This is a genomic window from Kaistia hirudinis, from assembly GCF_014196455.1.
Lineage (GTDB): Bacteria > Pseudomonadota > Alphaproteobacteria > Rhizobiales > Kaistiaceae > Kaistia > Kaistia hirudinis.
Genome location: NZ_JACIDS010000002.1, coordinates 132,644 through 158,494 on the forward strand (window position 1 = coordinate 132,644; position 25,851 = coordinate 158,494).

At 66.9% G+C, this 25,851-nt stretch carries 24 protein-coding genes; 11 read left to right on the forward strand and 13 right to left on the reverse strand.

Going from position 1 to position 25,851, the window contains the following annotated elements; genetic code table 11:
* The first annotated feature begins 143 nt into the window (after positions 1 to 143).
* The 3 genes from GGR25_RS05725 to GGR25_RS05735 all read left to right on the forward strand — a co-directional run bounded on the left by GGR25_RS05725 (position 144) and on the right by GGR25_RS05735 (position 2,761).
* Positions 144 to 1,946, forward strand: a complete 1,803-nt coding sequence (locus GGR25_RS05725; RefSeq protein ID WP_183397811.1) for an adenine deaminase — start codon at positions 144 to 146, stop codon at positions 1,944 to 1,946.
* A gap of 26 nt (positions 1,947 to 1,972) precedes the next feature.
* Positions 1,973 to 2,344, forward strand: coding sequence for a hypothetical protein (locus tag GGR25_RS05730; protein WP_183397812.1), 372 nt, complete (start codon positions 1,973 to 1,975; stop codon positions 2,342 to 2,344).
* Between the two features lie 90 nt (positions 2,345 to 2,434).
* Positions 2,435 to 2,761, forward strand: a complete 327-nt coding sequence (locus GGR25_RS05735; protein ID WP_183397813.1) for an NIPSNAP family protein — start codon at positions 2,435 to 2,437, stop codon at positions 2,759 to 2,761.
* Between the two features lie 45 nt (positions 2,762 to 2,806).
* Here the strand turns inward: GGR25_RS05735 and GGR25_RS05740 are convergent, their stop codons facing one another.
* The 7 genes from GGR25_RS05740 to GGR25_RS05770 form a co-directional block, all read right to left on the reverse strand.
* Positions 2,807 to 3,250 carry a hypothetical protein gene (locus GGR25_RS05740; protein WP_183397814.1) on the reverse strand — a complete coding sequence of 148 codons (444 nt, stop codon included), beginning with the start codon at positions 3,248 to 3,250 and terminating at the stop codon, positions 2,807 to 2,809.
* Between the two features lie 134 nt (positions 3,251 to 3,384).
* Positions 3,385 to 4,554: a mandelate racemase/muconate lactonizing enzyme family protein gene (locus GGR25_RS05745; RefSeq protein ID WP_183397815.1), complete on the reverse strand. Its 1,170-nt coding sequence runs from the start codon at positions 4,552 to 4,554 to the stop codon at positions 3,385 to 3,387.
* Entirely contained in the window at positions 4,554 to 5,669 is a 1,116-nt protein-coding gene (locus GGR25_RS05750; protein WP_183397816.1) for a Gfo/Idh/MocA family protein, read from the reverse strand. Before GGR25_RS05750 ends, GGR25_RS05745 begins: the two co-directional genes overlap by 1 nt.
* The gene (locus tag GGR25_RS05755; RefSeq protein ID WP_183397817.1) at positions 5,666 to 7,630 is read right to left on the reverse strand and encodes an ABC transporter permease; all 1,965 of its coding nucleotides are present in this window, start codon (positions 7,628 to 7,630) and stop codon (positions 5,666 to 5,668) included. The genes GGR25_RS05750 and GGR25_RS05755 overlap by 4 nt, the downstream gene beginning before the upstream one ends.
* Entirely contained in the window at positions 7,627 to 9,120 is a 1,494-nt protein-coding gene (locus GGR25_RS05760) for a sugar ABC transporter ATP-binding protein (RefSeq protein WP_183397818.1), read from the reverse strand. The genes GGR25_RS05755 and GGR25_RS05760 overlap by 4 nt, the downstream gene beginning before the upstream one ends.
* A gap of 61 nt (positions 9,121 to 9,181) precedes the next feature.
* Positions 9,182 to 10,177 carry a sugar ABC transporter substrate-binding protein gene (locus GGR25_RS05765; protein ID WP_183397819.1) on the reverse strand — a complete coding sequence of 332 codons (996 nt, stop codon included), beginning with the start codon at positions 10,175 to 10,177 and terminating at the stop codon, positions 9,182 to 9,184.
* A 114-nt stretch (positions 10,178 to 10,291) separates the two neighbouring features.
* Complete coding sequence (locus GGR25_RS05770) at positions 10,292 to 11,338, reverse strand: substrate-binding domain-containing protein (protein WP_183397820.1); 1,047 nt, start codon at positions 11,336 to 11,338, stop codon at positions 10,292 to 10,294.
* 97 nt (positions 11,339 to 11,435) lie between these two features.
* On the opposite strand from GGR25_RS05770, the gene GGR25_RS05775 reads away from it, so the two are divergent.
* Positions 11,436 to 12,536 (forward strand): DUF4432 family protein, encoded by a 1,101-nt coding sequence (locus tag GGR25_RS05775; RefSeq protein ID WP_183397821.1) that lies wholly within the window; start codon positions 11,436 to 11,438, stop codon positions 12,534 to 12,536.
* A gap of 83 nt (positions 12,537 to 12,619) precedes the next feature.
* Positions 12,620 to 12,895: a helix-turn-helix domain-containing protein gene (locus tag GGR25_RS05780; RefSeq protein WP_183397822.1), complete on the forward strand. Its 276-nt coding sequence runs from the start codon at positions 12,620 to 12,622 to the stop codon at positions 12,893 to 12,895.
* Positions 12,896 to 12,922: 27 nt separating this feature from the next.
* Here the strand turns inward: GGR25_RS05780 and GGR25_RS05785 are convergent, their stop codons facing one another.
* The 5 genes from GGR25_RS05785 to GGR25_RS05805 form a co-directional block, all read right to left on the reverse strand.
* On the reverse strand, positions 12,923 to 13,597 hold the full coding sequence (locus GGR25_RS05785; protein ID WP_183397823.1) for a FadR/GntR family transcriptional regulator: 675 nt from the start codon (positions 13,595 to 13,597) through the stop codon (positions 12,923 to 12,925).
* A 101-nt stretch (positions 13,598 to 13,698) separates the two neighbouring features.
* Positions 13,699 to 14,469: an SDR family NAD(P)-dependent oxidoreductase gene (locus GGR25_RS05790; RefSeq protein WP_183397824.1), complete on the reverse strand. Its 771-nt coding sequence runs from the start codon at positions 14,467 to 14,469 to the stop codon at positions 13,699 to 13,701.
* Positions 14,470 to 14,506: 37 nt separating this feature from the next.
* Positions 14,507 to 15,490 carry an ABC transporter permease gene (locus GGR25_RS05795; protein WP_183397825.1) on the reverse strand — a complete coding sequence of 328 codons (984 nt, stop codon included), beginning with the start codon at positions 15,488 to 15,490 and terminating at the stop codon, positions 14,507 to 14,509.
* Between the two features lie 32 nt (positions 15,491 to 15,522).
* A complete protein-coding gene (locus GGR25_RS05800; protein ID WP_183397826.1) occupies positions 15,523 to 17,037 on the reverse strand; it encodes a sugar ABC transporter ATP-binding protein in 1,515 nt (504 codons plus the stop codon).
* A 72-nt stretch (positions 17,038 to 17,109) separates the two neighbouring features.
* Positions 17,110 to 18,243, reverse strand: coding sequence for a sugar ABC transporter substrate-binding protein (locus GGR25_RS05805; RefSeq protein ID WP_183397827.1), 1,134 nt, complete (start codon positions 18,241 to 18,243; stop codon positions 17,110 to 17,112).
* Between the two features lie 116 nt (positions 18,244 to 18,359).
* Here GGR25_RS05805 and GGR25_RS05810 point away from each other — a divergent pair, with 116 nt between their 5' ends.
* The 6 genes from GGR25_RS05810 to GGR25_RS05835 all read left to right on the forward strand — a co-directional run bounded on the left by GGR25_RS05810 (position 18,360) and on the right by GGR25_RS05835 (position 24,808).
* Positions 18,360 to 19,292 (forward strand): SMP-30/gluconolactonase/LRE family protein, encoded by a 933-nt coding sequence (locus GGR25_RS05810; RefSeq protein ID WP_183397828.1) that lies wholly within the window; start codon positions 18,360 to 18,362, stop codon positions 19,290 to 19,292.
* Positions 19,293 to 19,367: 75 nt separating this feature from the next.
* Positions 19,368 to 20,519 (forward strand): alpha-hydroxy acid oxidase, encoded by a 1,152-nt coding sequence (locus tag GGR25_RS05815; protein ID WP_183398598.1) that lies wholly within the window; start codon positions 19,368 to 19,370, stop codon positions 20,517 to 20,519.
* Between the two features lie 501 nt (positions 20,520 to 21,020).
* Entirely contained in the window at positions 21,021 to 21,758 is a 738-nt protein-coding gene (locus tag GGR25_RS05820) for an RraA family protein (RefSeq protein WP_183397829.1), read from the forward strand.
* 245 nt (positions 21,759 to 22,003) lie between these two features.
* Positions 22,004 to 22,972 (forward strand): mannonate dehydratase, encoded by a 969-nt coding sequence (locus tag GGR25_RS05825; protein WP_210299834.1) that lies wholly within the window; start codon positions 22,004 to 22,006, stop codon positions 22,970 to 22,972.
* A 1-nt stretch (position 22,973) separates the two neighbouring features.
* A complete protein-coding gene (locus GGR25_RS05830; RefSeq protein ID WP_183397831.1) occupies positions 22,974 to 23,762 on the forward strand; it encodes an SDR family NAD(P)-dependent oxidoreductase in 789 nt (262 codons plus the stop codon).
* Between the two features lie 77 nt (positions 23,763 to 23,839).
* The gene (locus GGR25_RS05835; RefSeq protein WP_183397832.1) at positions 23,840 to 24,808 is read left to right on the forward strand and encodes a substrate-binding domain-containing protein; all 969 of its coding nucleotides are present in this window, start codon (positions 23,840 to 23,842) and stop codon (positions 24,806 to 24,808) included.
* 93 nt (positions 24,809 to 24,901) lie between these two features.
* Here the strand turns inward: GGR25_RS05835 and GGR25_RS05840 are convergent, their stop codons facing one another.
* Positions 24,902 to 25,726 carry an IclR family transcriptional regulator gene (locus GGR25_RS05840; protein WP_183397833.1) on the reverse strand — a complete coding sequence of 275 codons (825 nt, stop codon included), beginning with the start codon at positions 25,724 to 25,726 and terminating at the stop codon, positions 24,902 to 24,904.
* Positions 25,727 to 25,851: the final 125 nt, after the last annotated feature.

Below are 25,851 nucleotides of genomic sequence, written 5' to 3' on the forward strand. Positions count from 1 at the left end.
CCGTTCAGTCCCCACCCTATATCAATATGAGTTTTAACTCATAATCCGTCAAGCCATGCGGCAGGACTCTTGCTTCTGTCGGCCTGCTGACAGAGGTTCGTACTGCCGTCGCCTCTGTGCTCTTTCATCTGGTTGGAGTCCCCATGTCCAAGCTCACCCGCTTTTCCGTCGCACCGCTCGCCACGATGACGCGCCGTCTCGCCGATGTCGCATCCGGCCGGGCCGCGCCCGATCTCGTGATCCGCGATGCACGGGTGCTCTCGACCTATTCCGAGCGCATCCTGACGGATCGCGAGATCTGGGTCGCGGGCGGGCGCATCGCGGCGGTGAAGCCCGCGGGCACGCACAAGGGCTGGGCGAAGGCGTTCTATGACGCGAAGGGCGGCCTGGTCGGTCCGGGCCTGGTCGATCCGCATATCCACATCGAATCCTCGATGGTCACGGCCTGCGCCTATGCGGAAGCCGCGCTCTTGAACGGCACCACGACGATCTTCTGCGACAGCCACGAGATCGGCAATGTCATGGACGTCGCGGGCGTCGAGGCGATGCTGGAGGATGCGCGAGAGGCGCCGCTCTCGATCTTCCTGACGGTACCATCGACCGTTCCGGCTACTTCGGCGGAGCTGGAGACGGCCGGCGGCGACCTCACGGCGGACAAGATCGCGGCGCTGTTCGACAAATGGCCGGAGGCGGTGGCCCTCGGCGAGAAGATGGATTTCGTGCCGGTGACCATGGGCGACGAGCGCAGCCATGCGATCCTCGCGGCGGCGCTGGAGCGGGGGCGCCCGGTCTCGGGCCATGTCTATGGCCGCGAATTCGTCGCCGCCTATGCCGCGAGCGGCGTCACCGACACCCATGAGGCGATCGACCGCGAGATCGCCGACGACATGCTGGAGGCCGGCATCTGGCTGTTCCTGCGCGGCGGTCCGCCCACGACGCCGTGGCATTCGCTGCCGCAGGCCATCAAGACCATCACCGAGCTTGGCGCCTCGCCGAAGCGCGTCGCGGTATGCACGGACGATCGCGATGCCGACGATCTGATGGCGTTCGGGCTCGACTGGGTGGTGCGCGAAGCCGTCAAGGCCGGCATGAAGCCGGAGACGGCCTGGTCGATGGGCTCGCTGCATGGCGCGACGCGTTTCGGCCGCGACGGCGAGATCGGCGGCATGGGCGGCGGTCGCCGCGCCGACCTCGTCTTGATGACCGACGATCTCGAGCCGGTCTCGACCTGGTATGGCGGCGAGCTCGTCGTCGACAACAAGAAGATCACGCCGCTGCTCGATGCCGCGCTCTCCGATCGCTATCGCTATCCGGAAGCCGCCTATCACACGGTCAAGCTGCCCAAGGCGCTCAAGCTGACGCCGGACCTGCCGGCGGCGCCCGGCATCCTGCATGCGATCCGCACCGAACTGCCGGGTATCGTGCTCGGCCATGAACGGATCGAAATCCAGCCGGCCAATGACTGGCAGACGCTGTTCGATCGCCACGGCCTCTGCTTCGTGACCGTCGTCGAGCGGCATGGCAAGTCGGCTGGCAATGTCGCCCATGGCGTGCTGTCGAACTTCGCCCTGAAGCAGGGTGCGGTCGCTTCCTCGGTCGGACACGATTCGCACAACATCATCATCGCCGGCACCAACGAGGCCGACATGCAGCTCGCGCTCGACACGATCGCCGCGACGCAGGGCGGCGTCTGCGTCGTCGCCAATGGCGAGGTCCGGGCGAAAGTCGCGCTGCCGATCGCGGGCCTCCTCTCCGACAAGCGCGTTACGGAGGTGGCGGAGGAATCGAAGGTCTTGAAGAAGGCTTGGGAAGAGGCCGGCTGCACCATCCCCTATATGGGCTTCAACCTGATCCCGCTCTCGGTGATCCCGGAAATCCGGATCACCGACAAGGGCCTGGTCCTCGTGCCGGAAATGGCCATCCAGACATTGTTCGAGGCAGCATGAAACGGCCCTTTCGCGGACTTGAAGGCATGTCGGTGCGGCCCGGTACTGAGCGCAAGGTTCCGGAGGAGCAGAAGATGGACCTCCTCGAACGCCTCGGCGCGCTCCACCACGCATTGCAGCTGGGCGCAACCGTCGAAGACACGCAGGCCTGGATGCAGGCGCTCGTCGCCATCCGCCGCGAGGTCGAGGCTGATCCGGCGAGCGACCGCTATGACCGCGAGACGGTCGACGTCATGGAGCGCAAGATCGCGGAACTCGTCTCCGAGATCGTGGCCGGCAAGGCCGAGCCGGACTTCAAGCCGGCTCGCACCTGGGTCGCCGCGCTCGGCGCTGCTGTCCACCGCCGCCGCTCGGCCGCGGCGGGAAATGGCGGGGAGAGCGGCACGAAGCTGAATTGAAACGGAGACGGGCGGAGACATTGCAAATAGGAGGTACTACCTCCATTCTCCGTCCGCACCTGACCTCCAACCCGAACAGGCGGAACTGCCGTGATCTACGAACTTCGCGTCTACACGACCCTTCCCGGTCGCCTTCCCGATCTTCTGGCCCGCTTCCAGAACAAGACCCTCGCGATCTGGGAGAAGCACGGCATCCGCCAGGCCGGCTTCTGGACGACGCTCGTCGGCGATTCGAGCGCCACGCTGACCTATATGCTCGCCTGGGAATCGCTCGCCGAGCGCGACGCCAAGTGGAATGCGTTCATCGTCGACCCGGAATGGCTCGCCGTGAAGCATGACAGCGAGAAAAACGGCCCGATCATCTCGGGCATCGTGAACTCGCTGCTGCAGCCGACCGCCTTCTCCGCCGCGAAATAGGCCACTCTTCCGATCTGACGCGGCCTGCCAGGGGGCGCCGCCGCGTCAGTGCTTCCCGCCGTCCTGATGCCGTGAAACATGCCGCATTTCGCGGACTGCATGCGTGCAGTCGATGAGGAAGCTCGTCGTCCAGCCGAAGATGAAGATCCCGCACATCGCGATCAGCGGTCCGGCCAGCGCCCAGAAATCGGTGCGGGCCGGCGCGCTGGCGCCGAGCGTGGTGAAACAGGCGATCGCGAACAGGAACGCCTCGCCGAAGCGCAGCCCGTCCTGCGTCAGCGCGAGGATTGCGGCGCAGAGCGCGACGTCGACGAAGAGCCAGGCCACCAGCAGCAGGATGACGATGCCGAGGCTCAGATCCTGGCCCCAGGCGCTGCGTGGTCCCAATCGCCCGAGACTCGCGGTGAACGAGACGCGGATGATGAAAAGGCCCATCCAGTGGCAGGCGAGCACGGCGAAAACGGCGGGAACGGGAAGCAGGAAGTCCATGGGCGGGTCACGAAGTGGCTCGTCGAAAGGCGCGGGTCCTTCGTCAGCTGAGTCGGGCCCATCCCCTGCTCATAGCGCCTCCGGCGGCTCTTGGCGACGCGCTCCGGCCGGCGCGTTGCCGATCGGCGTGATCCTCAGGCTTCGGCGAGCCGCGCCGTGCCGGTGAACTCGTCTTTCCAGCTCGTATCCCAGAGGGAGGGGAACGCGAGGGCCCGGTAGGGGTGCGCCGCGATCGCTACCTCGTCGAGCTCGATGCCGAGGCCGGGCCGCTCGGGCAGCGCAAACGCGCCGCGGCTCAGGGGATTCCAGCCGCTGACGAGGTCGTTCCGCCAATCGACGTCGAATTCGGCGAAGCTCTCCAGCATCAGCATGTTCGGCGTCGACCAGGCGACATGCAGCGCGGCGGCGAGCGCCACCGGGCCGACCGAGCAATGCGGCGAGATCGCCATGTCCTGCGCGGCGGCCATGGCGGCGATCTTCTTGGCGACGCTGATGCCGCCGCAATGGGCGACATCCATCTGCACCACGTCGCAGGCGCGCAGCCCGATCAGCCGCGCGAAATCCGCCACCGCATAGAGCCGCTCGCCCGAGGAGAGGGGAAGGCGCGTGCGCTCCTTCACCTCGCGCAGCAATTCGACATTCTCCGGCGCCACCGGCTCCTCGCACCAGGCGATCGGCAGATGGTCGATACGATCGATGAAGCGGATCGCATCCGCCGCGCCGAGGCGGCCATGGATTTCGATCATCATCTTGACGCCGGGACCGATCGCGCCCGCCACCGCCTCGACAATCGCCACCGCGCGGTCTTCCTCGGCGGCGTCCAGACGCTTCCAGGCCGTCGCGAAGGGATCGAACTTCAGCGCTTCATAGCCTCGTGCCACCACCTGGGCGGCCCGGCGCGCAAAATCCTCCGGCGTCTCGCAGCCGCCATACCAGCCATTGGCATAGGCCTTGAGCGAAGATTTCGCCCGGCCGCCGAGCAGGCGATAGACGGGCTGTCCCGTCGCCTTGCCGATGATGTCCCAAAGCGCAATCTCGACGCTGGAGATCGCGGTCATGACGGTTGAGCCGCCCTGATACTGGTCGCGGATCATGCCGCCGACCACGGCCTCGATATCGAACGGGTCCTTGCCGATGATGCGCGAGGCGACCCATTCATTGACGAGGACCTCGACCGCCTTCTCCTGCCATTCGAGTGTCGCCTCGCCGATGCCGACGAGACCCGTATCGGTCTTCACGCGGACGAAGAGGTAGTTGCGCTGGCCGGCATTGGCGAGAAATGTCTCGAGCGACTTGATCTTCATCAGGCTGGATCCCGGCTCATAAGGTCGATTTCGGCGCCCGTTCGGGCGGCCGCATGAATGGCGTCGATGATGTCGACGGCGGCGGCGCCGTCCGCGCCCGTCGCGGCGAGGGGCTGCAGGCCCCGCACAGCATCGAGCATGTTTTCGAGAAGGCCCGCATAGCCGCCGAATACCTCGTCGAGCATCAGCGTGTTCGGGATCGCCGGCGCCCAGCTCTTCGCCGGCCCGGTCTCGTCGTCGAACAGCGTCGTCTGGAACTGGTCCTCGACCAGGAGGACGGCGCCGCGGCCGAAGATCTCGACCCGTTCCCAGGGCTTGAACGAGAGGGCGGTTCGGCTCGTGGTCAGCGTCCCGATGGCGCCGGAGCGAAAGCGCAGCGAGACGACGGCGCTGTCGAGGACGCCCTCTGCGCCGAGGATCGACCGCGCGGAGAGCTGGGCGACCGGCCCCATGAACCAAAGCATCAGGTCGATGAGATGGATCGTGCCGCCTTCGAGCAGGTCGACATAGGGATAGCCGAGCGTGAACTTGCCGGTGAACATCGTCGGGGCGCCGCGGAGCCGGCCCTGCTCGATGAGCGCCTTGGCCATGGCATAGGGCGGCGAGAAGCGTTTGTTGGCCACCGCGCCGAGCAGGACGTCCCGCCGCCGCGCGAGATCGACGAGCGAATGAGCCGCCGCGCCTTCTCGGGCGAGCGGCTTCTCGACCAGCGCCGCGACGCCCCGTTCGATCGCCTGCGTGGCGAGCGCAACATGGGCGGCGTCTGCCGCCAGGATCAAAGCGAGGTCAGGCCGCTCGGCATCCAAGAGGCTGTCGAGATCGGGATAGGCGCGACTACCGGAAAGCCGCGCGACCTTCTCGCAGGTGCCGCGGTCCGGATCGGCGACGCCGACGATATCGAGAGGCTCCCCGATCGTCTGCAGGCGGCGGATCGCCGGCAGCCATTTGGCCTGCGCGACGCCGCCCGCTCCGGCGATGGCAATGCGCAGCGGGCGCTTGCCGGCGCGGGCGGGGTTCACTCGGACGCCATAGACATCGCCGCGGGTGAAGGCCGCATCGAACGCGGTGTGGCCGAAATCGATCTGCGGCCAGGTGTCATCGGAGTGGACACTCATCGGGTCGCCCCGCGCGGCATGAGGATGGCGGGGAGGGCGCGCAGCGTCAGCGCCGCGAGGATCAGCGTTCCCTTGATCAGGAAGAACTGCGCGTCGCCCATCTGCAGGCCGGAAAGACCATTGTTGAGGATCGCGAGGAAGGCGACGCCGATCGCGGTATCGCGAAGGCGTCCGGTGCCGCCGCGGAAGGACGCGCCGCCGATGATCACGGCGACGATCGCATCGAGCTCAAGGCCGAAGCCGGCCGTCGGCGCAGCCGCGCCGAGCCGTCCGAGCATCACCAGCATGCCGGCGGCGGTGTAGAGCGACATGACGAGGAGGATGACGAGCTTCAGCCGTCCCTCGCCGACGCCGGCCTGGCGCAGCATGCGCGGATCGCCGCCGACGGCGTAGATGCGGAGGCCGAGCGGCAGGCGCGCGAGGATGATCCAGCCCGCAAAGAAGGCGCCGGCGATGACGATCGGCACCAGCGTGAAGCCGGCGAACAGCGGCCTGTTCATGAAGCCGACGAAGCCCATGTCGAAGGACAATGTCGTTGCTCCGGTCAGGGAGACCGCGAGGCCGCGGGCCCAGATCCACGCCGCCAGCGTGACGATCAGCGGATCGAGCCGCAGGCCGCCGACGATGAGGCCGTTGAGCCCGTAGACGGCGATACAGGCCAGGATGCCGACGAGGAGCGCGAGCGGCACCGGGACCCCCGCCTTGGCCGCCAGCGCCGCGACGACGGCGCCGAGCGCGACGACGGAGCCGGGGGCGATGTCGACGGTGCGCGAGACGATGCCGAGCATCGCGCCGACCGCGATGATCGCGAGCGTCCCGTTCTGTTCGACCAGCGCGAAGAGGTTCGCCAGCGTTGCGAAGCGCGGATTGACGAAGGCGAAGACGAGCGCAAGCAGAACCGTCGCGCCGAGGACGGCGCTGCGGGCGAGACGGGCGCCCGCGGGGCTCATCTCGGCATATTCATCGCGGAAGGCCTCGCCGGTCGAGACTTCGCTGCTGCGACGATTGAGGATACCACCGGCCACCATGGCGGCGAGCAGCAGAAGTCCGGTGACGGTCGTCTGCCATGTGCCCGGCACGCCGCGGATCGTCATGTAGTTGAAGATCATCATGAGGATCAGCGTGCCCACGACGGCATGCAGCGCGGAAACGCGGCCCGCCGGCAGTCCGCCGGCACCGAGTGCGACCACGGCGATGGCGAAGAATTCGAGGCCCATGCCGACGGATGGGCTGATGAGGCCCGTGCGGGCGGCGACGAGGACACCGGCAAGACCCGCCAGCGCACCGCAGCCGACATAGGCGAGGCCGCGCAGCCGCCGCACGCGGAGGCCCGCGAGCCGCGCCGCGACTGGCGCATCGCCGACCGCATGCCAGGCCCGCCCAAGCGTCGTGCGCTTCAGCACGAAGGCGACGAGGAGCGCCATCAGGATCGCGACCAGCGCATCGAGCGGAATGCCCGCGACCGTGCGGCGCGCGAGATCGTCGAAGATCGGTCCCTTGATCTCGACCCAGGAGTTGAAGCGGCCGAGCGCGATGAGGGCGAGGCCGCGCACGGCGATCATGCTGCCGAGCGTGACGATGACCGGACTGATCCGCAGCCCCTCGACGAGGATCGCATTGACGAGGCCGACCAGCGCGCCGACGCCGATCCCGGCGACGACGGCGATCGCCGGGTGTCCGCCGATGGCGAGCACGATGCCGGAGAAGGTCGCCGAGGCGAGCACGACGGATCCGACCGAGAGGTCGATGCCGCCGATGAGCACGACCAGCGTCATGGCGAGCCCGAGCACGAGCACGGAGGCCGACTGGCGCAGGATATTGGCGGCGTTGGCCGGCGTGCCGAACACCGGCGATGTGATGACGAAGGCGACGATGAGCGCGACGGCCGCGACGATCATCGCGTTGCGCGTGAGAAGCGGCGCGAGCGCCCGCGAGCGCTGGGGGAGGGCGAGCGCGTTCATGCGGCCTCCACGCCCTGCACGAGCAGGTTCAGCGCATCTTCGCCGGCGGCTTCCGGCGTGGTTTCGGCCGCTATCCGCCCGGCGCGCATGACGAGGATGCGGTCGCAGACGGCGAGGACCTCCACCAGGTCCGAGGAGATCACGATGATCGCCTTGCCGTCCCGCGCCATTTCATCGAGGCGGCGATAGATGTCGGCGCGGGCGCCGACGTCGACACCGCGCGTCGGCTCGATCAGCACGAACACTTCCATGTCGGCGAGATGCCAGCGTGCGACCAGCGCCTTCTGCTGGTTACCGCCCGAGAGCGAGCGGATTGGCGTCTCGACCGAAGCCGCGACGACGCCAAAGGCTTCCGCTTCGCGCTTCGCCTCGGTCCGCTCGGGGCCGCTGCGCACGGTGCCGAATGGGCCGCGCCGGTCCTTGAGCGACGCGATAGCGATGTTCTCGCGCAGCGAGAGATTGGGCAGAATGCCTTCGGCCTTCCGCTCCTCGGTGAGCAGGCAGACGCCAGCCTGCACCGCGTCGGCCGGGCTGCCGAAGCGCTGGACCCGTCCCCGCACGTTCAAGGTGCCGCTGTCCGCCACGATGTCGCCGCCGATCAGCCGGCCGAGTTCATTCTGGCCGGCACCGAGCAGGCCGGTGATGCCGAGGATCTCGCCGCGGCGGGCGACGAGGTCGATACCGGAAAGCCGATGGCGCCACGTGACGCCGGAAAGCGTCAGCGCTTCTTCGCCGGCGGGGCGGGGCCGGCGCTCGAAGCGCTCGCTCCGTGCACCGATCATCGCATCTGTCAGCCGGCTCTCCGTCCAGCCGGCGAGCGGTGTCGTCACGATCCGCCGGCCGTTTCGAAGCACGGTGGCGACATCGCAGAGCGCCAGAACCTCGGCGAAGCGGTGCGAGACATAGAGGATGGCGACGCCCTCCGCCTTCATCCGGGCGATCGCGGCAAACAGAAGCTCGCTCTCGGCGCTGCCGAGCGGCGCGGTCGGCTCATCCAGGATGAGGATGCGCGGCGCGTTCGCCAGCGCCTTGGCAATCTCGACCAGCTGCTTTTCGGCCAGTGAAAGCCGGCTGACGGGCGTGTCGGGGTCGAGCGCGAGCCCGAGCCGATCGAGCGCCGCCCGCGCGCGATCCCGCATGGCGCCGCGGTCCACCAGCCCGAGCCGCCGCGGCTCGCGGCCGAGCGCGAGGTTCTCCGCGATGCCGAGGTTCGGCAGCAGGCTGAGCTCCTGGTAGACGGTGGCGATGCCGTGGGCGAGCGCCTGGCGCGTGTCGCGCAGTTCGACCGGCCGGCCGTCGATCCGGATCGAGCCTTCGTCGGCGCCATACATGCCCGAAAGGATGTTGATCAGCGTCGACTTGCCGGCGCCGTTCTGGCCGACGAGGCCGTGCACGGCACCTGCCTCCAGGCTGATCGAGACGTCGTCGAGCGCGACGACGCCCGGGAAGCGCTTGGAAAGGCCCGAGATTTCGAGCACCGGTGGCGACATGATGAACCCGTGATCGGCCGGAAGGATTGGCCCGCGGCGCAATGCACCGCGGGCACTCGGGTCAGTAGCTCGCGACGATGTCGGCGAGCGGCTTCTCGAACGGGAAGGTCTGCATTGCCGAGACCTGGTCGGAAGCGAGCTTCAGGGCCTTGTCGACATTATCCTTGGTCACCAGGACGCCCTTGATCAGGACCTCCGTGCGATCATCCTTCTTCGTGGCGACGAGGAAGGGGAAATAGGCCTTCCAGAAGCCGGAATATTGCGGCGCCAGCAGCACGGTGCTCTTCATCGTGCCGTCCTTGACCGCGTTGAGGCCCGGCTCTGTGCCGTCGACCGAGACGAGCATCACCTGCTCCTGCTTGCCGGAGCGGCCGATGACGCCGGCGGCGGGAACCGTCAGGCTGTCGGAATTGCCGTAGATCAGGTCGAGATTCGGATAGGCCGTCATCCAGTTCTCGGTGATCGACACGGCCTTGGTCGGATCCCAGCTCGTCGGCTCCTGCGCAACGACCTTGACGCCGGGATACTGCGCCATCACGTCGGTGAAGCCGCCGGAGCGGTCCGTGTTCAGGCCCTGACCGAGCAGGCCCTGCAGATTGGCGACCTCGCCCTTGACCTCGCCATATCGCGCCTTGAGCAGTTCGGCGGCATATTCGCCGACGATCTTGCCGGTGTAGCGCTCGTCGAAGCCGAGGGTCGCGGCGCAGCCATCGATCTTGGAATGCAGGCAGATCACCGGGATCTTGGCGGCTGCCGCCTTTGCCATGGTCGGGCCGAAGGCGGCCGCGTCGATGAAGTTGATCGAGATCGCGTCGACGCCCTGATTGATCAGGTTCTCCATGGCCTGGATCTGCTTGGTGACGTCGCCCTCGCCACTGGTGACGACCAGATCGAAGCCGGCGCGCCGCGCCGCTTCCTTGGCGCCTTCGACCTCGCCGAGGTGGAAGGGGTTCGAAAGGTCGATCTGGATGAGCCCGATGGTCGGCTTGTCGGCGGCCTGCGCAAACGTCGTCGCCAAGGCGACCGCAGCGGCGGCCGCCAGCACTGTCTTCAGCATGGTTTCTCCTCCCTTGCCGTCGGTCTTGCGCCGCGGCTGCATCCGATCGTCGAATGCAAGGAAATGTTACCGGTAACCTGGGTGCGCGTCAACGGGTGGTGTCGCGGATTGGGCTCAGTGCTTCCGGCGGGTCGATTCGCGCGAGATGATGGAGAAGCCGAGATCGTAGCGCTCCGACGCGCCGCGATTGCCGGCGAGCCGCGCGAGGATCATATGGCCGGCCTTGCGGCCCATCTCCATGGCGGGGACATGCACCGTGGTGAGGGTCGGCGAAACCACTCGGCCGATCTCGAGATCGTGGAACCCCGCGATGCCCATGTCCTCCGGCACGCGCACGCCGAGCTCGCGGCAGGCGAGGATCGCGCCGACCGCAAAAACGTCGGAGGTGAAGAACACGGCGTCGACATCCGGCGCGCTCTTCATCAGGAGGCGGATCGCCCGCGCGCCTGTCTCCGGCCGGATCGCCGCCTCGTCATTGACGATCTGGATCGGCGGCGCGGGCAGGCCCGCCTCGCGCATGGCCGCCAGATAGCCCTCAGCGCGGTGCCGCGCGCGCTCATTGCTCTCGCTCGGGCCGTTGACGAAGGCGATCCGCCGATAGCCGGAGCGGATCAGCTCCGCCGTCATGGCATGCGCCGCCTCGCGATTCGAGAAGCCGACGGCCATGTCGACCGGCTCGTCGCCCGTCTCCCAGGTCTCGACAACGGGAATGCCGAAGCCGCGCAGCAATTCGCGCGTCGCGCCGGTATGGGTCAGGCCGGTGAGCACGAGCGCATCCGGCCGCCGCTCGAGGATGGAGCGGATCTGGCTCTCCTCCACGTCGCTGCGATAGGTGCTCGACGACACGAACAGCCCGAGGCCGGCCTCGTTCAGCACGTCGCCGATCCCTTCGAGCGTGTCGGCGAAGATCGAATGTCGCAAGGTCGGCACAATCGCGGCCACCAGTCCGCTCGATCCGGCTGACAAGCCGCCGGCCAGGCGGTTCGGCACATAGCCGAGCGCGGCCATGGCGGCCGTCACGCGGTCGCGCGTCTCCGGATTGACCTTCTCGGGATGACGCACGACCCGGGACACCGTCATCTTGGTGACGCCGGCGCGTTCGGCGACTTCCGACATGGTCGCGCCGAAGCCGCTGCGCACGCTCTTCTTGCCCGATGCCACGATCTCTCCTCCGGCGATGCGCGATCGAAGCGGATCGCAGCCGTTGCGTCCAGCGGGACGTGATTTATGATACCGATAACACAGGGGAGGATTGCTGATGGAGTTCTTTGGAGCCGGCCTTTCGGCCGATGCGCTGCGTCGCCGGGTCGGCCACATGTCGCAGCTCGGCGGCGTGCGGCTGCTCACATCCGACAATGGTCCTTCGCGTGGCGTGCGGCTGCTGGAGTTCAACACGGGAACCGGCTTCTCGTTCGAGATCGGTGTCGAGCGGGGCTTCGATGTCGGCCGCTGCGATTATCGCGGCGCCTCGCTCGCCTGGATTCCGCCGACTCTTCTGCCGGCGCCCTGGTATTTCGAGGATCAGGCCAATTTCGGCTGGCTGCGGGCCGGCCTCGGCGGATTCAACAATACCTGCGGCCTGCTCCATATCGGCAATCCCGAGGACGCCGACGTCGCGCACTATAATTTCCCGGCCCGTCCGGTCGACCGCTACGGCGTCCATGACCGCGTCGCGCTCATTCCGGCCGAACTGGTCAGCTTCGGCGAGCGCTGGGAGGGGGAGCGCTATGTCATCGAGGCCGTCGGCCGCGTGACGCAGGCGCAGACTTATGGCGAGAACCTCGTCCTGACGCGCACCTATCGGGCGGTGCTCGGCGAGTCCGCCTTCACCATGGAGGATGTCGTCGAGAACCGCGGCTATCTCCCGACCGAGCACATGCTGCTCTATCACATCAATGCCGGCTATCCGTTCGTCGACGAGGGTTCCGAACTGATCGCGCCGACGATGGGGACGCCGCGCCTGCTTTTCGGCACGGCCGATCTCGCTGATCGGGCAAGCTGGTCGCGCTTCATCGCGCCGCAGAAGAACTGGATCCAGCAGACCTTCGAGCACGCCATGCGGCCCGACGAGGACGGAACCGTCGAGGTCGCGATCTTCAATCCTCGCCTCATGGGCGGGACCGGCCTGTCGGTCAGCTATGACGCCGGGTCGCTGCCGAACTATATCGAGTGGCGGATGATGGGCGAAGGGCAATATGCCGTCGGCATCGAACCCTGCACGAATGGCTTCGGCCGCGAAGCAGTCAGGCAGGCCGGCCAGCTTGCGGTGCTGGAGCCGGGCGAAAGCCGGCGCTATCGCCTCCGGGTCGCGATCATCGGAACAGATGAGGCAGAAGCGCTCCGGCGCCGCTCGGCTTGATCGCCGCTGATTTTTGACGGCCGGCCTCGGAACCGCTGGGGGGCAAGCGACGTTCCATTTCCGTAACAGGGAGGGACGCCAAGATGAATCAGGTCAATTCCGCAATCCGCAATATCGGCCCGCGCGATCTCGGAGCGCTTCCCGACCGCGTTCAGGCGCGGATCGACGCCGGTGAGCCGGCCGCCAAGGTCATCCGCGAGTGGCGCGGCCTTTCCCAGGCCGATCTCGCGGACCGGACAGGTGTCGCGATCACGCAGATCATGCGCGCCGAAGGCACCGGTGATGTGTCGCAGGAGGCGTTGCGGCTGATCGCGCGCGGCCTCAGGGTCTGCGACGAGTTCATCTGCCGCTCGAATTGATCCCCCTGGATCACTGACCCTCTTGGGTCAGAGACCGAGGCGGCGCGAGGAATTGCGCAGATGCGCCCGCATCGCCGCGTCGGCCGCGACCGGGTCACGCGCCCGGATCGCCTCGTAGATCGCGCGGTGCTCCCGCTCGGAAATCGCCCGCGTCTGGATGAAATCGAGCGAGCGTAAAGCGAGGTAGATACTCTCCTTCAGCTTTACATCGACGAAGGCGATGAACAGCGCCACGAAGGGGTTGCGCGTCGCCGCCGCGACCGCGCGGTGAAACGCGATGTCCGTCTCGACATAGTCGCGGTGCAACTCGTCCACCTTGGCCATCGCCTCAATGCAGCGCTCGATTTCGGCGAGATCTTCCGCTGTGCAGTGCTCGGCCGCCATCGCCGCGGCCCCGCTCTCCAGGATCAGGCGAAGATCATAGAGATGGCGATAATCCTCCGGCTGGGCGAGGCTATCCGGCTCCAGCGTCAGAGAATTGGCCGAATCGGGTGAGGCGACGAACACGCCGATGCCCTGGCGGGAGACGACGAGTCCCTCGTGCCGCAGCTTGGCGATCGCCTCGCGGACCACGGCGCGACTGACGCCGTGTTCCGTGGCGAGTTCCTGCTCGGTCGGCAACCGGTCTCCCGGCTTGAGCGCGCCGCGCAGGAGTTCCTGACGAATGAACCCGGCGACCTGAGAGGGCAGGCCGAGTCGCATCACCTTTTTCGGTTGATTCTCCAACGGACCACATTCTCCTCTTGATGCGGGCATCCATCCCCGTGCGCTCTCGGATTCAAGGTCCGGAAGCGCCGAGCGGTCTAGACCCCGAGTTGCGCCCGCAACCCGCCGTCAACCGCATAGTCCGACCCGGTCGAGAAGCTCGAGCGCGGACCGGCGAGATAGGCGACCAGTTCCGCGACCTCCTCGATCGTGCCGACGCGGCCGATAGGATGGCCGGCGCCGAAACCCTTCAGCGTCTCCTCCGGATCGCCGCCCGCCGGCGTCATTTCACGCGCCGCGAATTCGAGCATCGGCGTGCGAATCGAGCCCGGCGAGATTGAATTGACGCGGATATTGTCCTTGGCGCAATCGACCGCCATGGCGCGCGTCAGCGCATGGACCGCGCCCTTCGACGTCGCATAGGCGAGCACGTTGCGCTGGTTCATATGCCCCTGGACAGAGGCGATATGGACGATCGAGCCGCCGCCGCGTGCCTTCATGAGCGGGTAGAGCGCATGCGACATCAGATAGCATGAGCGCAGATTGACCCGCATGACGAGGTCCCACATATCGGGCGTCGTGGTCTCGACCGTGCCATAGGGCTGGATGGCGGCGGTGTTCACCAGGATGTCGACGCCGGGCTGCTTCAGCCGGTCGGCGAGCGCGAAGACCTGATCGTCCTTGGTGACGTCGAGCGTCTCGACCGTGATGTGACGTCCGGCGGTGATCGCGGCGGCATTGCGGTTATGCGTCTCGTCATTGCCGCACAGATGGACCTTCGCGCCAAGTTCGGCGAGCTTCAGCGCCGCACCGAGGCCGATGCCGCTGCTCCCGGTCACGACCGCGATCTTTCCAGCGAGTTCGGTCATTATCGTTCTATCCTCCCTTGCGACCCGTTCGGGGCGCTCATGCCCTGGCGCCCATTCTCAGGACGCCCTCGTTGACGCGCTTGTCAACCACGACCGCGGCGATGAGCACAACGCCCTGTGCAACATATTGCCAGAACGGCTCGACGCCGGAGAGGTTGAGGCCGTTCGACAACACACCGACGATCACCGCGCCGATCACCGTGCCGAGAATGCGACCCTCGCCGCCGGAGAGGCTGGTGCCGCCGATGATGACCGCAGCGATCACCTCGAGCTCGAAGCCGACGCCGATATTGGGGTCGCCGGAGCCGACGCGGGTTGAGAGCACCAGGCCTGCCAGCGCCGCCATGGCGCCGCTGAGCACATAGAGCGTGATCAGCGTCCGCTCGACATTGACGCCGGAGAGACGCGCCGCCTCCTCATTGCCGCCGACCGCATAGATATGCTTGCCGAACTTGGTGCGCCGCGTCACGAACGCATAGATGGCGACGACGAGCACGGCGAGCAGGATCGGCATCGGGAACGGCCCGATGCTCGACGTGCCGATCGAGCCCCAGTTGCGCGGCAGGCCGACCAGGATCGCGCTTGGCGTGATCAGATAGGCGAGGCCACGGGCGATATTCAGCGCGCCGAGCGTCACGATGATCGGGCTGACCCGCATCTTGACGATGATGGCGCCGTTGGCGAAGCCGATCAGGCAGCCGAGCAGGATGGCGGCCAGGAAGGCGAGCGGCAGCGGAACCCCCTGAACCGCCAGGGTGGCGGCGACGACCGACGAAGCGGCCAGAACGGAGCCGACGGAAAGATCGAGGCCGCGCGCAATCATGACGACGGTCATGGCGCTCGCCGAGATGATCAGCGGCGCCGTGTTGCGCGCGACGTTTTGGAAATTCGTCAGCGTCAGGAAACGCGGGTTCAGGAAGCTGAAGGCGGCGATCATCAGGAGCAGCACCAGCAGCGTCACGACGGTCTGCAGGCGCTGGCGATCCGAGATGATCCAGTGGATGGCCGGGTTCCGGTTCATGGGTTTCGGCGGCTTTCGGTTGAGATTGCGATTCAGGCGGCCGGCTCATGGAGCATGGAAAGCTCCATCACTTCGGGCTCCGTCGCGGTGCCCGGCAGCTCGCCGACGAGATGGCCCTGGTTGAGCACGATGATGCGGTCGGCGAGCCCGATGACTTCCGGCAATTCCGACGAGACGAGCAGGATCGCGAGGCCCTGGCGCGCCAGCTCGTCGATGATGCGGTAGATCTCCCGCTTGGCGCCGATATCGACGCCCCGCGTCGGCTCGTCGAGCAGCAGGACCCGGGTCTTCATGGCGAGCCACTTGCCGACGACGACCTTCTGCTGATTGCCGCCCGAGAGCAGGCTGATCCGCTGGTCGAGCGAAGGCGTGCGCACATCCATCGTCTGCGCCGTGCGCTGCGCCACGGCGCGGGGCGCGCCGGTCTCGCGGCGGCTCGCAGGAAACTCCGTCCAGGGCAGCAGCAGATTGTCGAAGACGCTGAGCACGCCGACGATGCCCTGCGCGCGGCGCTCCTCCGGCACCAGGCCGAGACCGGAACCAATGGCCCGGCGGACGGAGTTCGGCGTGACCGGTTTGCCGTCGATCAGGACGCGGCCGGACGACACCGTGTCGGCACCGAAGATCGACCGCATCAGTTCCGTGCGGCCGGCGCCGACGAGCCCGGCAATGCCGACTATCTCGCCGGAGCGCACGGAGAGGCTGATATCGTGAATGCGCGCACCGCTCAGCTTCTCGACGGAGAGCACGATCGGGCCGGGCTGCCGGCTCTTCGACGGGAACACGTCGCCGAGATCACGGCCGACCATCAGGCGGATCAGCTCGCGCGGCTCGGCCTCGGCCCGCTCCAGCGTCGCGACCTTGCGGCCATCCTTGAATACAGTGACGCGGTCGGCGATCTCCTCGATCTCGCGCATCTTGTGCGAGACATAGATGATCCCCTTGCCGGCGGCCTTGAGCGTCGCGATCACGGCGAACAGCCGGCGCACCTCCTGCTCCTCGAGCGGCGAGGTCGGCTCGTCCATGACAATGACATCGGCATTGGCGCAGAGCGCCTTGGCGATCATCACGGCCTGCTTCTCGGCGGTCGAGAGGCGGCCGACCCGCGTCGCCGGATCGAGGCCGTCGAAGCCGATCCCGGCGAGCAGCCGGCGGGCCGTCGTCTCGGCCACATCCCGGTCGAAGTGACCGCCGCGGCCGGGCTCGTCGCCGAGAACGATGTTCTCCGCGACGGTGAGGCCGTCGACCACGGAGAGCTCCTGGAAGATGAAGGCGAGGCCGAGCGCCTTGGCGTCGCGCGGGCCGTTCAGCACGACGGATTTGCCACGCACCGCGATCGTGCCGGCATCAGGCTTCTGCGCGCCCGCGATGAGCTTGACGAAGGTCGACTTGCCGGCACCGTTCTCGCCGATCAGGCAGTGAACTTCGCCCCGCTTCAAGTCGAACGAGACGTCGGTCAGCGCGCGGACGCCGGGAAAGTGCTTCGAGAGGCCGGAAACGCTGAGCAGCGGGGCCGCCGCGTCCGGCGAGGGAGCGCCTGAAGGCATGAGCGCCGTTCCTGTTCAATCGGGAGAAAGGGCGGCGCCCGGCCGGAGCCGGACGCCGCGCGGGTCTGCCGTTCAGCGCGGATACTGGCGGCTCAGCCAGGCTTCGATGCCTTCGGCCGTCGGCTTGATCGGCGGATAGCCGACGACGACCTGGGTGTCCTTGGTCGACTTGCCGTCCAGCGTAGCGCCGAGCAGGTTGAAGGTCGCGACGCTGAAGTCATAGGGCGGATAGCCGCTCTCGGCCTTCAACGGCGACTCGTCGCTGCCAAGTTCCGCCATCACCGGCTCGGAGCCGTCGACGGAGGAGACGACGCCCCATTCCGGCGAATAGAGGTTCGCCGCCTTCATCGCGGCGATGGTGCCGAGGGAGGAGTCGTTGTTGATGCCGAAGATCACGTTGATCTCCGGGTGGCCCTGCAGCAGGTCGGCCGCGGCCGGATTGGCCTTGTCGATGACGCCGCCGCCATCCACGGACTGCGCGACTGTCGCCGTCGGAACGAGCGACTTGAAGCCGTAGAGGAAGCCGTTCTTGCGGTCCTGGACCTGCGGCAGGCTCGGCAGGTCGACGACGCCGATGATCGCCTTCTTGTCCCCGAACTTCTCGATGAAGTAGCGCGCCGTGTTGCAGCCGACGAGCTGCGAGCCGGCAAAGTCGTTGGCGAAGACGCGCGGCGCGACCACCTGGGCCGGCTGGACGTTGTAGGTCACGACCTTGAGGCCCGCATCGAGCATGCGCTGGACCTGGGGGACTGCCGCGCCGCTGTCGAGCGGAGCGAAGGCGACCGCGTCGGGCGCATCGGCGATGATGTCGTCGACGAGCTTCTGCACCGTGCCGGCGTCGAAGCGGCCGTCATAGACCTTGAGCTCGAAGCCGTACTTCTCCGCCAGCATCTCCCACTGCTTCTTGATCGCGAGGAAGAAGGGCTGGCCGAGACCCATCACGCTGAGCGCGACGCGCTTGCCCTTGAGCGGGCTCGCGTCCGGCAGGGCGAGCCAGTCACCCGGCGCCTGCTCATAGCCCGTAAAGCCCGAGACGGCCTTCGGGATATCCGCGACGGCGGCGGGGTCCTTGGGCGCGCAGAGCTCCGTGGAGAAAGACTTGGCGGCCAGGGCGACGGGGCCTTCCGCCGCTGCGGCGGCCTGCGTCGCGAGGGCCAGTGCGGCACCGGCGAGCAGCATACGTCCGTTGATGCGAAGCGATGTCAATGGATCCTCCCTTGGATTGACACATTCAGCCGAGTACCAGATATTTGGTCATCGGACAAGTTAGGTTGAGCGCATCGGATGATCGACGGATCGAACCGTCGGCGGAGGGAGCAGGGATGGGTGAACGGGTCGTCGAATGCGTGCAGCAGGCCAATGCCGTTCTCGGCGAGGGGCCGGTCTGGGACGAGCGCGGCGGCAACCTGTTCTGGCTCGATATCCGGCGCGGCGAAATCTACCGGCATCATCTGGCGAGTGGCAGGCAGACCGGGCGCTGGGTTCTGCCGGCGCGGGCGGGATGCCTGGCGCTCACCGATGATGCGAACCGCCTCGTGGTGACCGCGGGCGGCGCGATCCACTGGCTTGATCTCGAGACCGGCGCGCTCGCGCCGATCGCCGCGCCGGAATCAGAGCGGCCGCGCTACCGCTTCAACGACGGCGCCGTCGATCCGGCCGGCCGCCTCTGGCTCGGCAGCATGATCGACGATTTTCACGCGCCGGAGCGCTTCGAGGGCGGGCGGATCTACCGGGTCGAGAAGGACGTCGGCGTCACGAAGCTGGATGAAGACTATTGTCTTCCCTATGGGATAGGCTGGTCACCGGATGGGGCCACGATGTATCTGAACGACACCGTCGCGCTGACGACCTATGCCTTCGACTATGACGTTGCGAGCGGTGCGGCCTCGTCGCGCCGGCCACTTGTCCGCCATGACGGACGCAACGGTTTCCCGGACGGACTCGCGGTCGACGCCGCGGGCAATATCTGGTCCGCGATGTGGGACGGCTGGTGCGTCGAGGTGCATGGGTCGGATGGACGCTTTCTCGATCGCATCGCCATGCCGGTGCGCCGTCCGTCCAGTCTCGCCTTTGCGGGTGACCATCTCGACGAGGTCCTGGTGACGTCCGCGACGGTCGATTTCACATCATCGGATTATGGCGCGAGCCCGCAGGCCGGAGGTCTGTTCCGTTTTCGCCCCGGCGCGCGGGGGCTGACGGCGAACCGCTTTGGCGTGCCGGGCCGCACCCGTCTGAACGTTCCGTCATCCGGCTGACCATCCCGGTAGAGCGCGTTTTGGTCCGCTCATCCAGTCATCCGATAACTATGTCCTGATCATCCGGAGCCGATGATGAAGCCGATTGCCAGCATCGATGATCTCAAGGCGATCGCGCGCCGACGCGTGCCGCGGATGTTCTATGACTATGTCGATGGCGGGTCGTGGACCGAACAGACCTATCGCGCGAACAGCACGGACTTCGACCGGATCCACCTGCGCCAGCGCGTTGCCGTCGATGTATCCGACCGCGATCTTACGACCACCATGATCGGCCAGCCGGTCAGCATGCCGGTAGCGATCGCGCCGACGGGCCTGACTGGGATGGTCCATGCGGACGGCGAGATCTGCGCCGCGCGGGCGGCCGAGCGTTTCGGCGTTCCGTTCACGCTGTCGACCATGAGCATCTGCTCGCTCGAGGATGTCGCCGCGGCGGTTTCGACGCCGATCTGGTTCCAGCTTTATGTGATGCGCGATCGCAGCTTCGTCGCCAAGCTCGTCGAGCGGGCGCGCGTTGCCGGCTGCGCCGCGCTGGTGCTGACGCTCGACCTGCAGATGGTCGGCCAGCGTCACAAGGACATCCATAACGGCCTCTCCTCGCCGCCAAAGCCTACGCTGCGCAATCTCGCCAACCTCGCCACCAAGCCGCGCTGGTGTCTCGGCATGCTGGGCACGCGGCGCCGCAGCTTCGGCAATCTGATCGGCCATGTCGAAGGTCTGAACGAGACGGTGGGACTCGCCAAATGGACCGATTCCCAGTTCGACCCGAGCCTTGATTGGGATGATGTCCGCCGCATCCGCGACATGTGGGCCGGCAAGCTGATCCTCAAAGGCATTCTCGATCCCGAAGATGCCGTCCATGCGGTCGACTGCGGCGCCGACGCCATCATCGTCTCGAACCATGGCGGCCGGCAGCTTGACGGCGCCCTCTCATCGATCGCCGCGCTGCCGGACATCGTTGCGGCGGTCGGCGGGCGCACCGAGGTCCATCTGGATGGCGGCATCCGCTCCGGCCAGGATGTCCTCAAGGCCGTCGCGCTCGGCGCCAAGGGCGTCTATATCGGCCGCTCGATGCTCTATGGCCTCGGCGCCCTCGGCGAGGCGGGCGTCACGCGCTCGCTGGAGATCATCCGCAAGGAGCTCTTCACGACCATGGGGCTGTGCGGCGTTCGCAGCATCGCCGAACTCGGGCGTGACAATCTGATCCTGCGTCATCCCCTGGATTGAGTGCACGGCGCCGCCTCTGGCGGATCGATAGCCGCGACCGGCGACCGACGTCTCGCGCGGTCCTTTGGGCGTCGGCGCTCCTGATCACGGCGCGCGATCCGTACGCCTTCGCCGCCATCTCCATCCGATCCAACACCTCCCCATGCCTCGGCCCGGCCGCGGCGACGGCAGCCACTTCATGGCCACCGAGGTCGACACCGGTCGCGTCGCGTCCGGCTGCGCCCGCAGTTCGGCTTCTGCGCGATTTCTTATTTGAACTATTGCAGTTCATATTGCACGCGATAGACTGCCTGTCGGCGAGACGAGGTGGGGCTCGATCGCGCGGGGCGGATGTCCCGGAATCCGAAGGCTGAGGCCGATGTTTGGGGATGGGCGGCGCCGCTTCGGAAATCACGAATGCAATCGAGGCGGGCGACCCTTCGGCCGGCCGCCTCCAAATCCGAAGAGCCGCGGCCGGTCTTGCCGGCACGGGGCCTCGATCAAAATGATGCGGAGGAACGCGTGATTCAGACAGCCGACATCCAGCGGGGCCCCCGGGACCTCGTCGAGGGGCTCGCCAAGGTCGGGAGTGCGACAGCGAGCGGCGAGCTCTACCGCATGGGGATCCGCGATCCCCATCTGCACGGCCCGGTTCCGTGGACGCCCGGCAAGGCGATCGCCGGCTATGCGTTGACCTTGCAGTTCATGCCGAAGCGCGAGGATCTGTACGGCCAGGACGAATATGACGACCCGGAGAAGCAGCTCCATCGCCACGCGCTCTATCACACGCAGCCCGGCGACATCATCGTCGTCGACGCGCGGGCCGATATGAGCAGCGGTGTCTTCGGCGAGATGATGCTGACTTATTTTGCCGGCAAAGGTGGCGCCGGTGCCGTCATCGACGGCTGCATCCGCGACTATCCAAAGGCCCGCGAACTCGGGCTCGGCTTCTGGATGCGCGGCGTGACGCCGAACTTTCACACGCAGACCAACATCGCGCCCTTCGCGGTCAATGTGCCGATCGCCTGCGGCAATGCGCTGGTGATGCCGGGCGACATCATCATCGCCGACGATGACGGCGCGGTGGTCGTCCCAATCGCGCTGGCCCCGGCGCTGCTCCAGGTGGCGAGCGAGCATGCCGAATGGGAGGACTTTGCCCGCATGCGGCTCGCCGAGGGCGGCGACCTCAGGAAATACTATCCGCTGACGCCCGAGGCGCAGCCCGAATATGAGGCCTGGCGGGCGCGCCAGCATCGTTGAGCGCTGCGATCCGGGGCCGTGCCGCGGCCCCCGGATCGCTTGACCGGCCCGCGAACTTGGCCGTAGTCTTCATATAAGAATTGGCATAGTTCAAATGTGGATTTCGCTACGATGGGCCGCGCCTTCGGGTCATGGCTGGGGCGGATCCGAACGAGACGAGAAGCGGCCGCAAAGGCTGCCCGGGGTCGGCCCCGCCAGAAAGCGGGCCGGATGGAAACGCGAGAAGGTGTCCGATGAAGCTCTCAATGTGCCTCGAGACGTATGACAATGTGAAATGGCGTCATGCGAAGCAGATGGGCATGGACCATGCCGTCATCATGGGGCCGGTGAACGAAAAGCTGCCGATCTGGGACTTCCAGACGCTCGCGCAACTCGCCAACCGCTACAAGGATGCGGGCTACACGCCGACGGCCCTCGAAGGCCTCGTGCCGATGGACAATATCCGTCTCGCCACCGAGGCACGCGACGCCGAACTCGCCAATCTGATCAAGGTCATCCGCAACATGGGCGCCCTCGGCATTCCCGTGTTCTGCTATTCCTGGATGGCGATCGTGAACTGGTATCGCTCGTCGACGACGACGCGGCTGCGGGGCGGCGCGCTGACGACCAGCTATGACCACGCGCAGATGTCCAAGGCGCCGGGCACCGACAAGCTGGCCGTGACCGAGGAAAAGCTCTGGGAGACCTTCTCCTATTTCCTCGAAAAGGTGCTTCCCGTCGCGGAGGAAGCCGGCGTCAAGCTGGCGCTGCATCCAGATGATCCGCCCCTTTCCCCCGTCATGGGCGTCTCGCGCATCTTCGGGACGGTGGAGGCTTTCGACCGGGCCATGGCGATGGCGCCGAGCCCGAACAACGGCATCACCTTCTGCCAGGCGAATTTCGGTCTCATGGCCGGCCCGCAGAAGATACCCGAGCTGATCCACCACTATCGCGACCGGATCCATTTCGTCCATTTCCGCGACGTGCGCGGCACGGCCGAGAATTTCTACGAGACCTTTCATGATGACGGTCACACGGACATGTTCGCGTCCATGCTGGCCTATCGCGAGATCGGCTTCGATGGTCCGATCCGGCCCGATCACGCGCCGGCCATGGAGGGCGATCCGAACACCAATCCCGGCTACGAGGCGCTCGGGCGGCTGTTCGCAGTCGGCTACATGAAGGGCCTGATCGAGGGCGCCGACGCGCTCCTCGCGGCCCGAGCTCGGCAGTGACATGCGCGGGCTTCGCGATCTCCGCGTTCTGGTGACTGGGGCGGGGCAGGGCATCGGCCGCGCGGTCGCCGAGCGCTTTGCCGCCGAGGGCGCGCGGGTAGCGCTGAACGACCTTCGCGCCGACGATGCCTTCCGCGCACGTGTGGCCGCGATGGCGCCGGCCGCGGCCGGCGCGCACATCGTGGTTCCCGGCGATGTCGCGAGGGAAGAGGACGCCGTCCGGATCGTCGCCGAAGCGATTGCCGGGCTGGGCGGCCTCGATGTCCTCGTCAACAATGCCGGTATCCAGATCGAGACGCCGAGCCATGAGGTTTCGCTCGAGACCTTCGAGCGGGTGATCGGCGTCAATATGCGCGGCACGTTTCTGTGCTCGCGCGCTGCGCTCGCCTATTGGGTCGCGCGCGGCGAGAAGGGCTCGATCATCAATACGAGCTCGGTGCACGAGACGATGCCGAAGCCCGGCTATCTCAGCTATTCCGCCTCCAAAGGCGCGATCGGCAATATGACCCGCACGCTGGCGCTCGAATATGCCGGGCGCGGCATCCGCGTGAACGCCGTCGCGCCGGGCGGCACGGACACGCCGCTCAACCCCGGTCTGGCCGATCCGCAGGTCCGTGCGCGCGCCAACGCCCTGATCCCGATCGGCCATGTCGCGAGCCCGGAGGAGATCGCCGGCGCGTTCGCATTCCTCGCTTCCGCCGATGCCGCCTATGTCACGGGGCACACCCTCGTCGTCGATGGCGGCCTCGGCCTGCAGCTTCCATTCGGAGGGGCCGGGGAACGTCCGTGAGGAGACGGCGTCGTCCGGTCGAGAAGAAACAACGATCCGTGGGCCTTCGATCCGCGGAATGAAGGGAGAGAGAAGCCATGAATCGTCGTGAACTCATGCTCGCCTCGGCCGCGTTGGCCCTCGCCGCGAGCTTCGCTACGCCGACATTCGCCGCCGATCGCCAGATCGCCGGCATCGTGTTCCAGCAGGACCAGTTCTTCAACGGCATCGAATCCGGCATGAAGGCGGCCGCCAAGAAGGCCGGCGTCGAACTGCTGCTCGCCAATTCGGATTCGAAGCCGGAGAAGGAACAGCAACTCGTCGACACCTATGTGACCCGCGGCGTCAAGGCGATCGTGATCTCGCCGATCAGCCCGAAGGGCTCCGAGCAGGCGCTGCGCCGCGCCTCGGAAGCCGGCGTCAAGGTCATCACCTACAACACGTTCAACCTCGACTGGGACTTCGTCGCCGCCAACCTGTCGTCGAACCAGGCCGATCTCGGCCGCACCACCGGCGAAGCGGCGGCCAAGTTCATCAAGGAGAAGCTCGGCGGCAAGGCCAAGATCGCGACGCTCGGCTTCCGCGCGCTCGGCGCCGAGGTCTCTGACCTGCGCACCAATTCGTTCCTCGAGGCCGCGAAGGCCGGCGGCAACGAGATCACGGTCGTGGCGCAGCAGGATGGCTGGCTGGCCGAGAAGGCCGTCGCCGTGGCCGGTGACCTGATCACCGCCAATCCCGAGATCGACATCCTCTATGGCGCCAATGAGGGCGGCACGGTCGGTTCGGTGCAGGCGGTGCGCAATGCCGGCAAGCAGGGCAAGATCTTCGTCTTCGGCATCGACGGCTCCGAGCAGCTGGCGAACTTCCTGCTCGACAAGGACGACGTGCTCCAGGCGACGACCGCGCAGCAGCCCTTCAAGATGGGCTCCGAGGCGCTCGACGCCGCGGTGGCGATCCTCGACGGCAAGGAGGTCAGCAAGTCGGCCGACGTGGCCGTGCTCGGCCTGTCGCGGACCGATCCAGCGGCGGTCGAGGCGTTTAAGAAGGAATGGAAGAGCCTCAAGTAATTGAGGCCACGCGCAGACCCTTCGCGGTCACGTTCCGTCATGGCTGGGCTCGGCCCGGCCATGACGGAGACGGCGGCGTCAGTGGCGGGGCCGCTAGGATCCGCCCGGTCCGGCGGCGCGCGCCTTCACCGGCAGGATGGCGCCGATCGCCGTCGCGGTCGCGATTGCGCGACGCCTGATGTGCTCGCGCCGGTCGGCTTCCGCGCCGGCGAGGAACGGCACGCTCAGCGCGCCGACGCAATTGCCGGCCGAATCGAGGATCGGAGCGCCAAAGGCATGAACGCTCGGCGAGAATTCGCCCCTGTCTTCCGACCAGCCCTGTCGAACGATCTTCGCCAGTTCCGCCGTGAGCTTGCGCGGCTCGGCATAGGTCCGGCTGGTGAAGGCCTGCAGCGGCCCGTTCACCAGCGCGTTCCGCTCCTGGTCCGGCATATGGGCGAGCAGGATCTTGCTGGCCGCGCCGGCATGCAGCGGCAGGCTCTGCCCTGGCGTCACCATCAGCGCATATTCGCGCTTGCCCTGCGCGCTGACGAGGACGAGCGTGGTGCCCTTGTCGAGGATCGAGACCTTGCTGCTCTCGCCGATCTCCTCCGAGAGGCTTTCGAGGAAGGGCAGCGCGATGGTGGCGAGGTCATAGCCGGGGCTGTCGACCGCGACGCGCGCGGCGAGCGAGAGAAGACGCGGGCCGAGCGTATAGGCTCCGGCGGCGGACCGCCGCACGACCTCGTGGCGCTGGAGCGTGTTGAGGATGCGGTAGACCGTCGTGCGGGGGAGCTTGCTGGCGGTGACGAGTTCGCGGATCGTCGATCCGTTCGGACGCCATTCGAGAATCTCGAGCAGCTCCATCATGCGGTCGATGACCGGTATGCGATGCTTCTCGGCGGCGCCAGCCTCGGGTTCGTTCGACGTCTCGTCCATTGCCGATCCAGATTGACACGCTTCGTTCGGTGAAGGTATTATTCGCAATTGAACTGTACATATCCAAATATGAACATTCAAGAGATCGTTCAACGATCCTGAGGGACGAAACGCCGGGACGGAAG

Bases quoted from the DNA above. Each gene is read 5' to 3' on its own strand.
- GGR25_RS05725 (WP_183397811.1), top strand. From the start codon at position 144: ATGTCCAAGCTCACCCGCTTTTCCGTCGCACCGCTCGCCACGATGACG.
- GGR25_RS05730 (WP_183397812.1), top strand. From the start codon at position 1,973: ATGTCGGTGCGGCCCGGTACTGAGCGCAAGGTTCCGGAGGAGCAGAAG.
- GGR25_RS05740 (WP_183397814.1), bottom strand. From the start codon at position 3,250: ATGGACTTCCTGCTTCCCGTTCCCGCCGTTTTCGCCGTGCTCGCCTGC.
- GGR25_RS05745 (WP_183397815.1), bottom strand. From the start codon at position 4,554: ATGAAGATCAAGTCGCTCGAGACATTTCTCGCCAATGCCGGCCAGCGC.
- GGR25_RS05750 (WP_183397816.1), bottom strand. From the start codon at position 5,669: ATGAGTGTCCACTCCGATGACACCTGGCCGCAGATCGATTTCGGCCAC.
- GGR25_RS05755 (WP_183397817.1), bottom strand. From the start codon at position 7,630: ATGAACGCGCTCGCCCTCCCCCAGCGCTCGCGGGCGCTCGCGCCGCTT.
- GGR25_RS05760 (WP_183397818.1), bottom strand. From the start codon at position 9,120: ATGTCGCCACCGGTGCTCGAAATCTCGGGCCTTTCCAAGCGCTTCCCG.
- GGR25_RS05765 (WP_183397819.1), bottom strand. From the start codon at position 10,177: ATGCTGAAGACAGTGCTGGCGGCCGCCGCTGCGGTCGCCTTGGCGACG.
- GGR25_RS05775 (WP_183397821.1), top strand. From the start codon at position 11,436: ATGGAGTTCTTTGGAGCCGGCCTTTCGGCCGATGCGCTGCGTCGCCGG.
- GGR25_RS05780 (WP_183397822.1), top strand. From the start codon at position 12,620: ATGAATCAGGTCAATTCCGCAATCCGCAATATCGGCCCGCGCGATCTC.
- GGR25_RS05785 (WP_183397823.1), bottom strand. From the start codon at position 13,597: ATGCGACTCGGCCTGCCCTCTCAGGTCGCCGGGTTCATTCGTCAGGAA.
- GGR25_RS05790 (WP_183397824.1), bottom strand. From the start codon at position 14,469: ATGACCGAACTCGCTGGAAAGATCGCGGTCGTGACCGGGAGCAGCGGC.
- GGR25_RS05795 (WP_183397825.1), bottom strand. From the start codon at position 15,490: ATGAACCGGAACCCGGCCATCCACTGGATCATCTCGGATCGCCAGCGC.
- GGR25_RS05800 (WP_183397826.1), bottom strand. From the start codon at position 17,037: ATGCCTTCAGGCGCTCCCTCGCCGGACGCGGCGGCCCCGCTGCTCAGC.
- GGR25_RS05810 (WP_183397828.1), top strand. From the start codon at position 18,360: ATGGGTGAACGGGTCGTCGAATGCGTGCAGCAGGCCAATGCCGTTCTC.
- GGR25_RS05815 (WP_183398598.1), top strand. From the start codon at position 19,368: ATGAAGCCGATTGCCAGCATCGATGATCTCAAGGCGATCGCGCGCCGA.
- GGR25_RS05825 (WP_210299834.1), top strand. From the start codon at position 22,004: ATGTGCCTCGAGACGTATGACAATGTGAAATGGCGTCATGCGAAGCAG.
- GGR25_RS05830 (WP_183397831.1), top strand. From the start codon at position 22,974: ATGCGCGGGCTTCGCGATCTCCGCGTTCTGGTGACTGGGGCGGGGCAG.
- GGR25_RS05835 (WP_183397832.1), top strand. From the start codon at position 23,840: ATGAATCGTCGTGAACTCATGCTCGCCTCGGCCGCGTTGGCCCTCGCC.
- GGR25_RS05840 (WP_183397833.1), bottom strand. From the start codon at position 25,726: ATGGACGAGACGTCGAACGAACCCGAGGCTGGCGCCGCCGAGAAGCAT.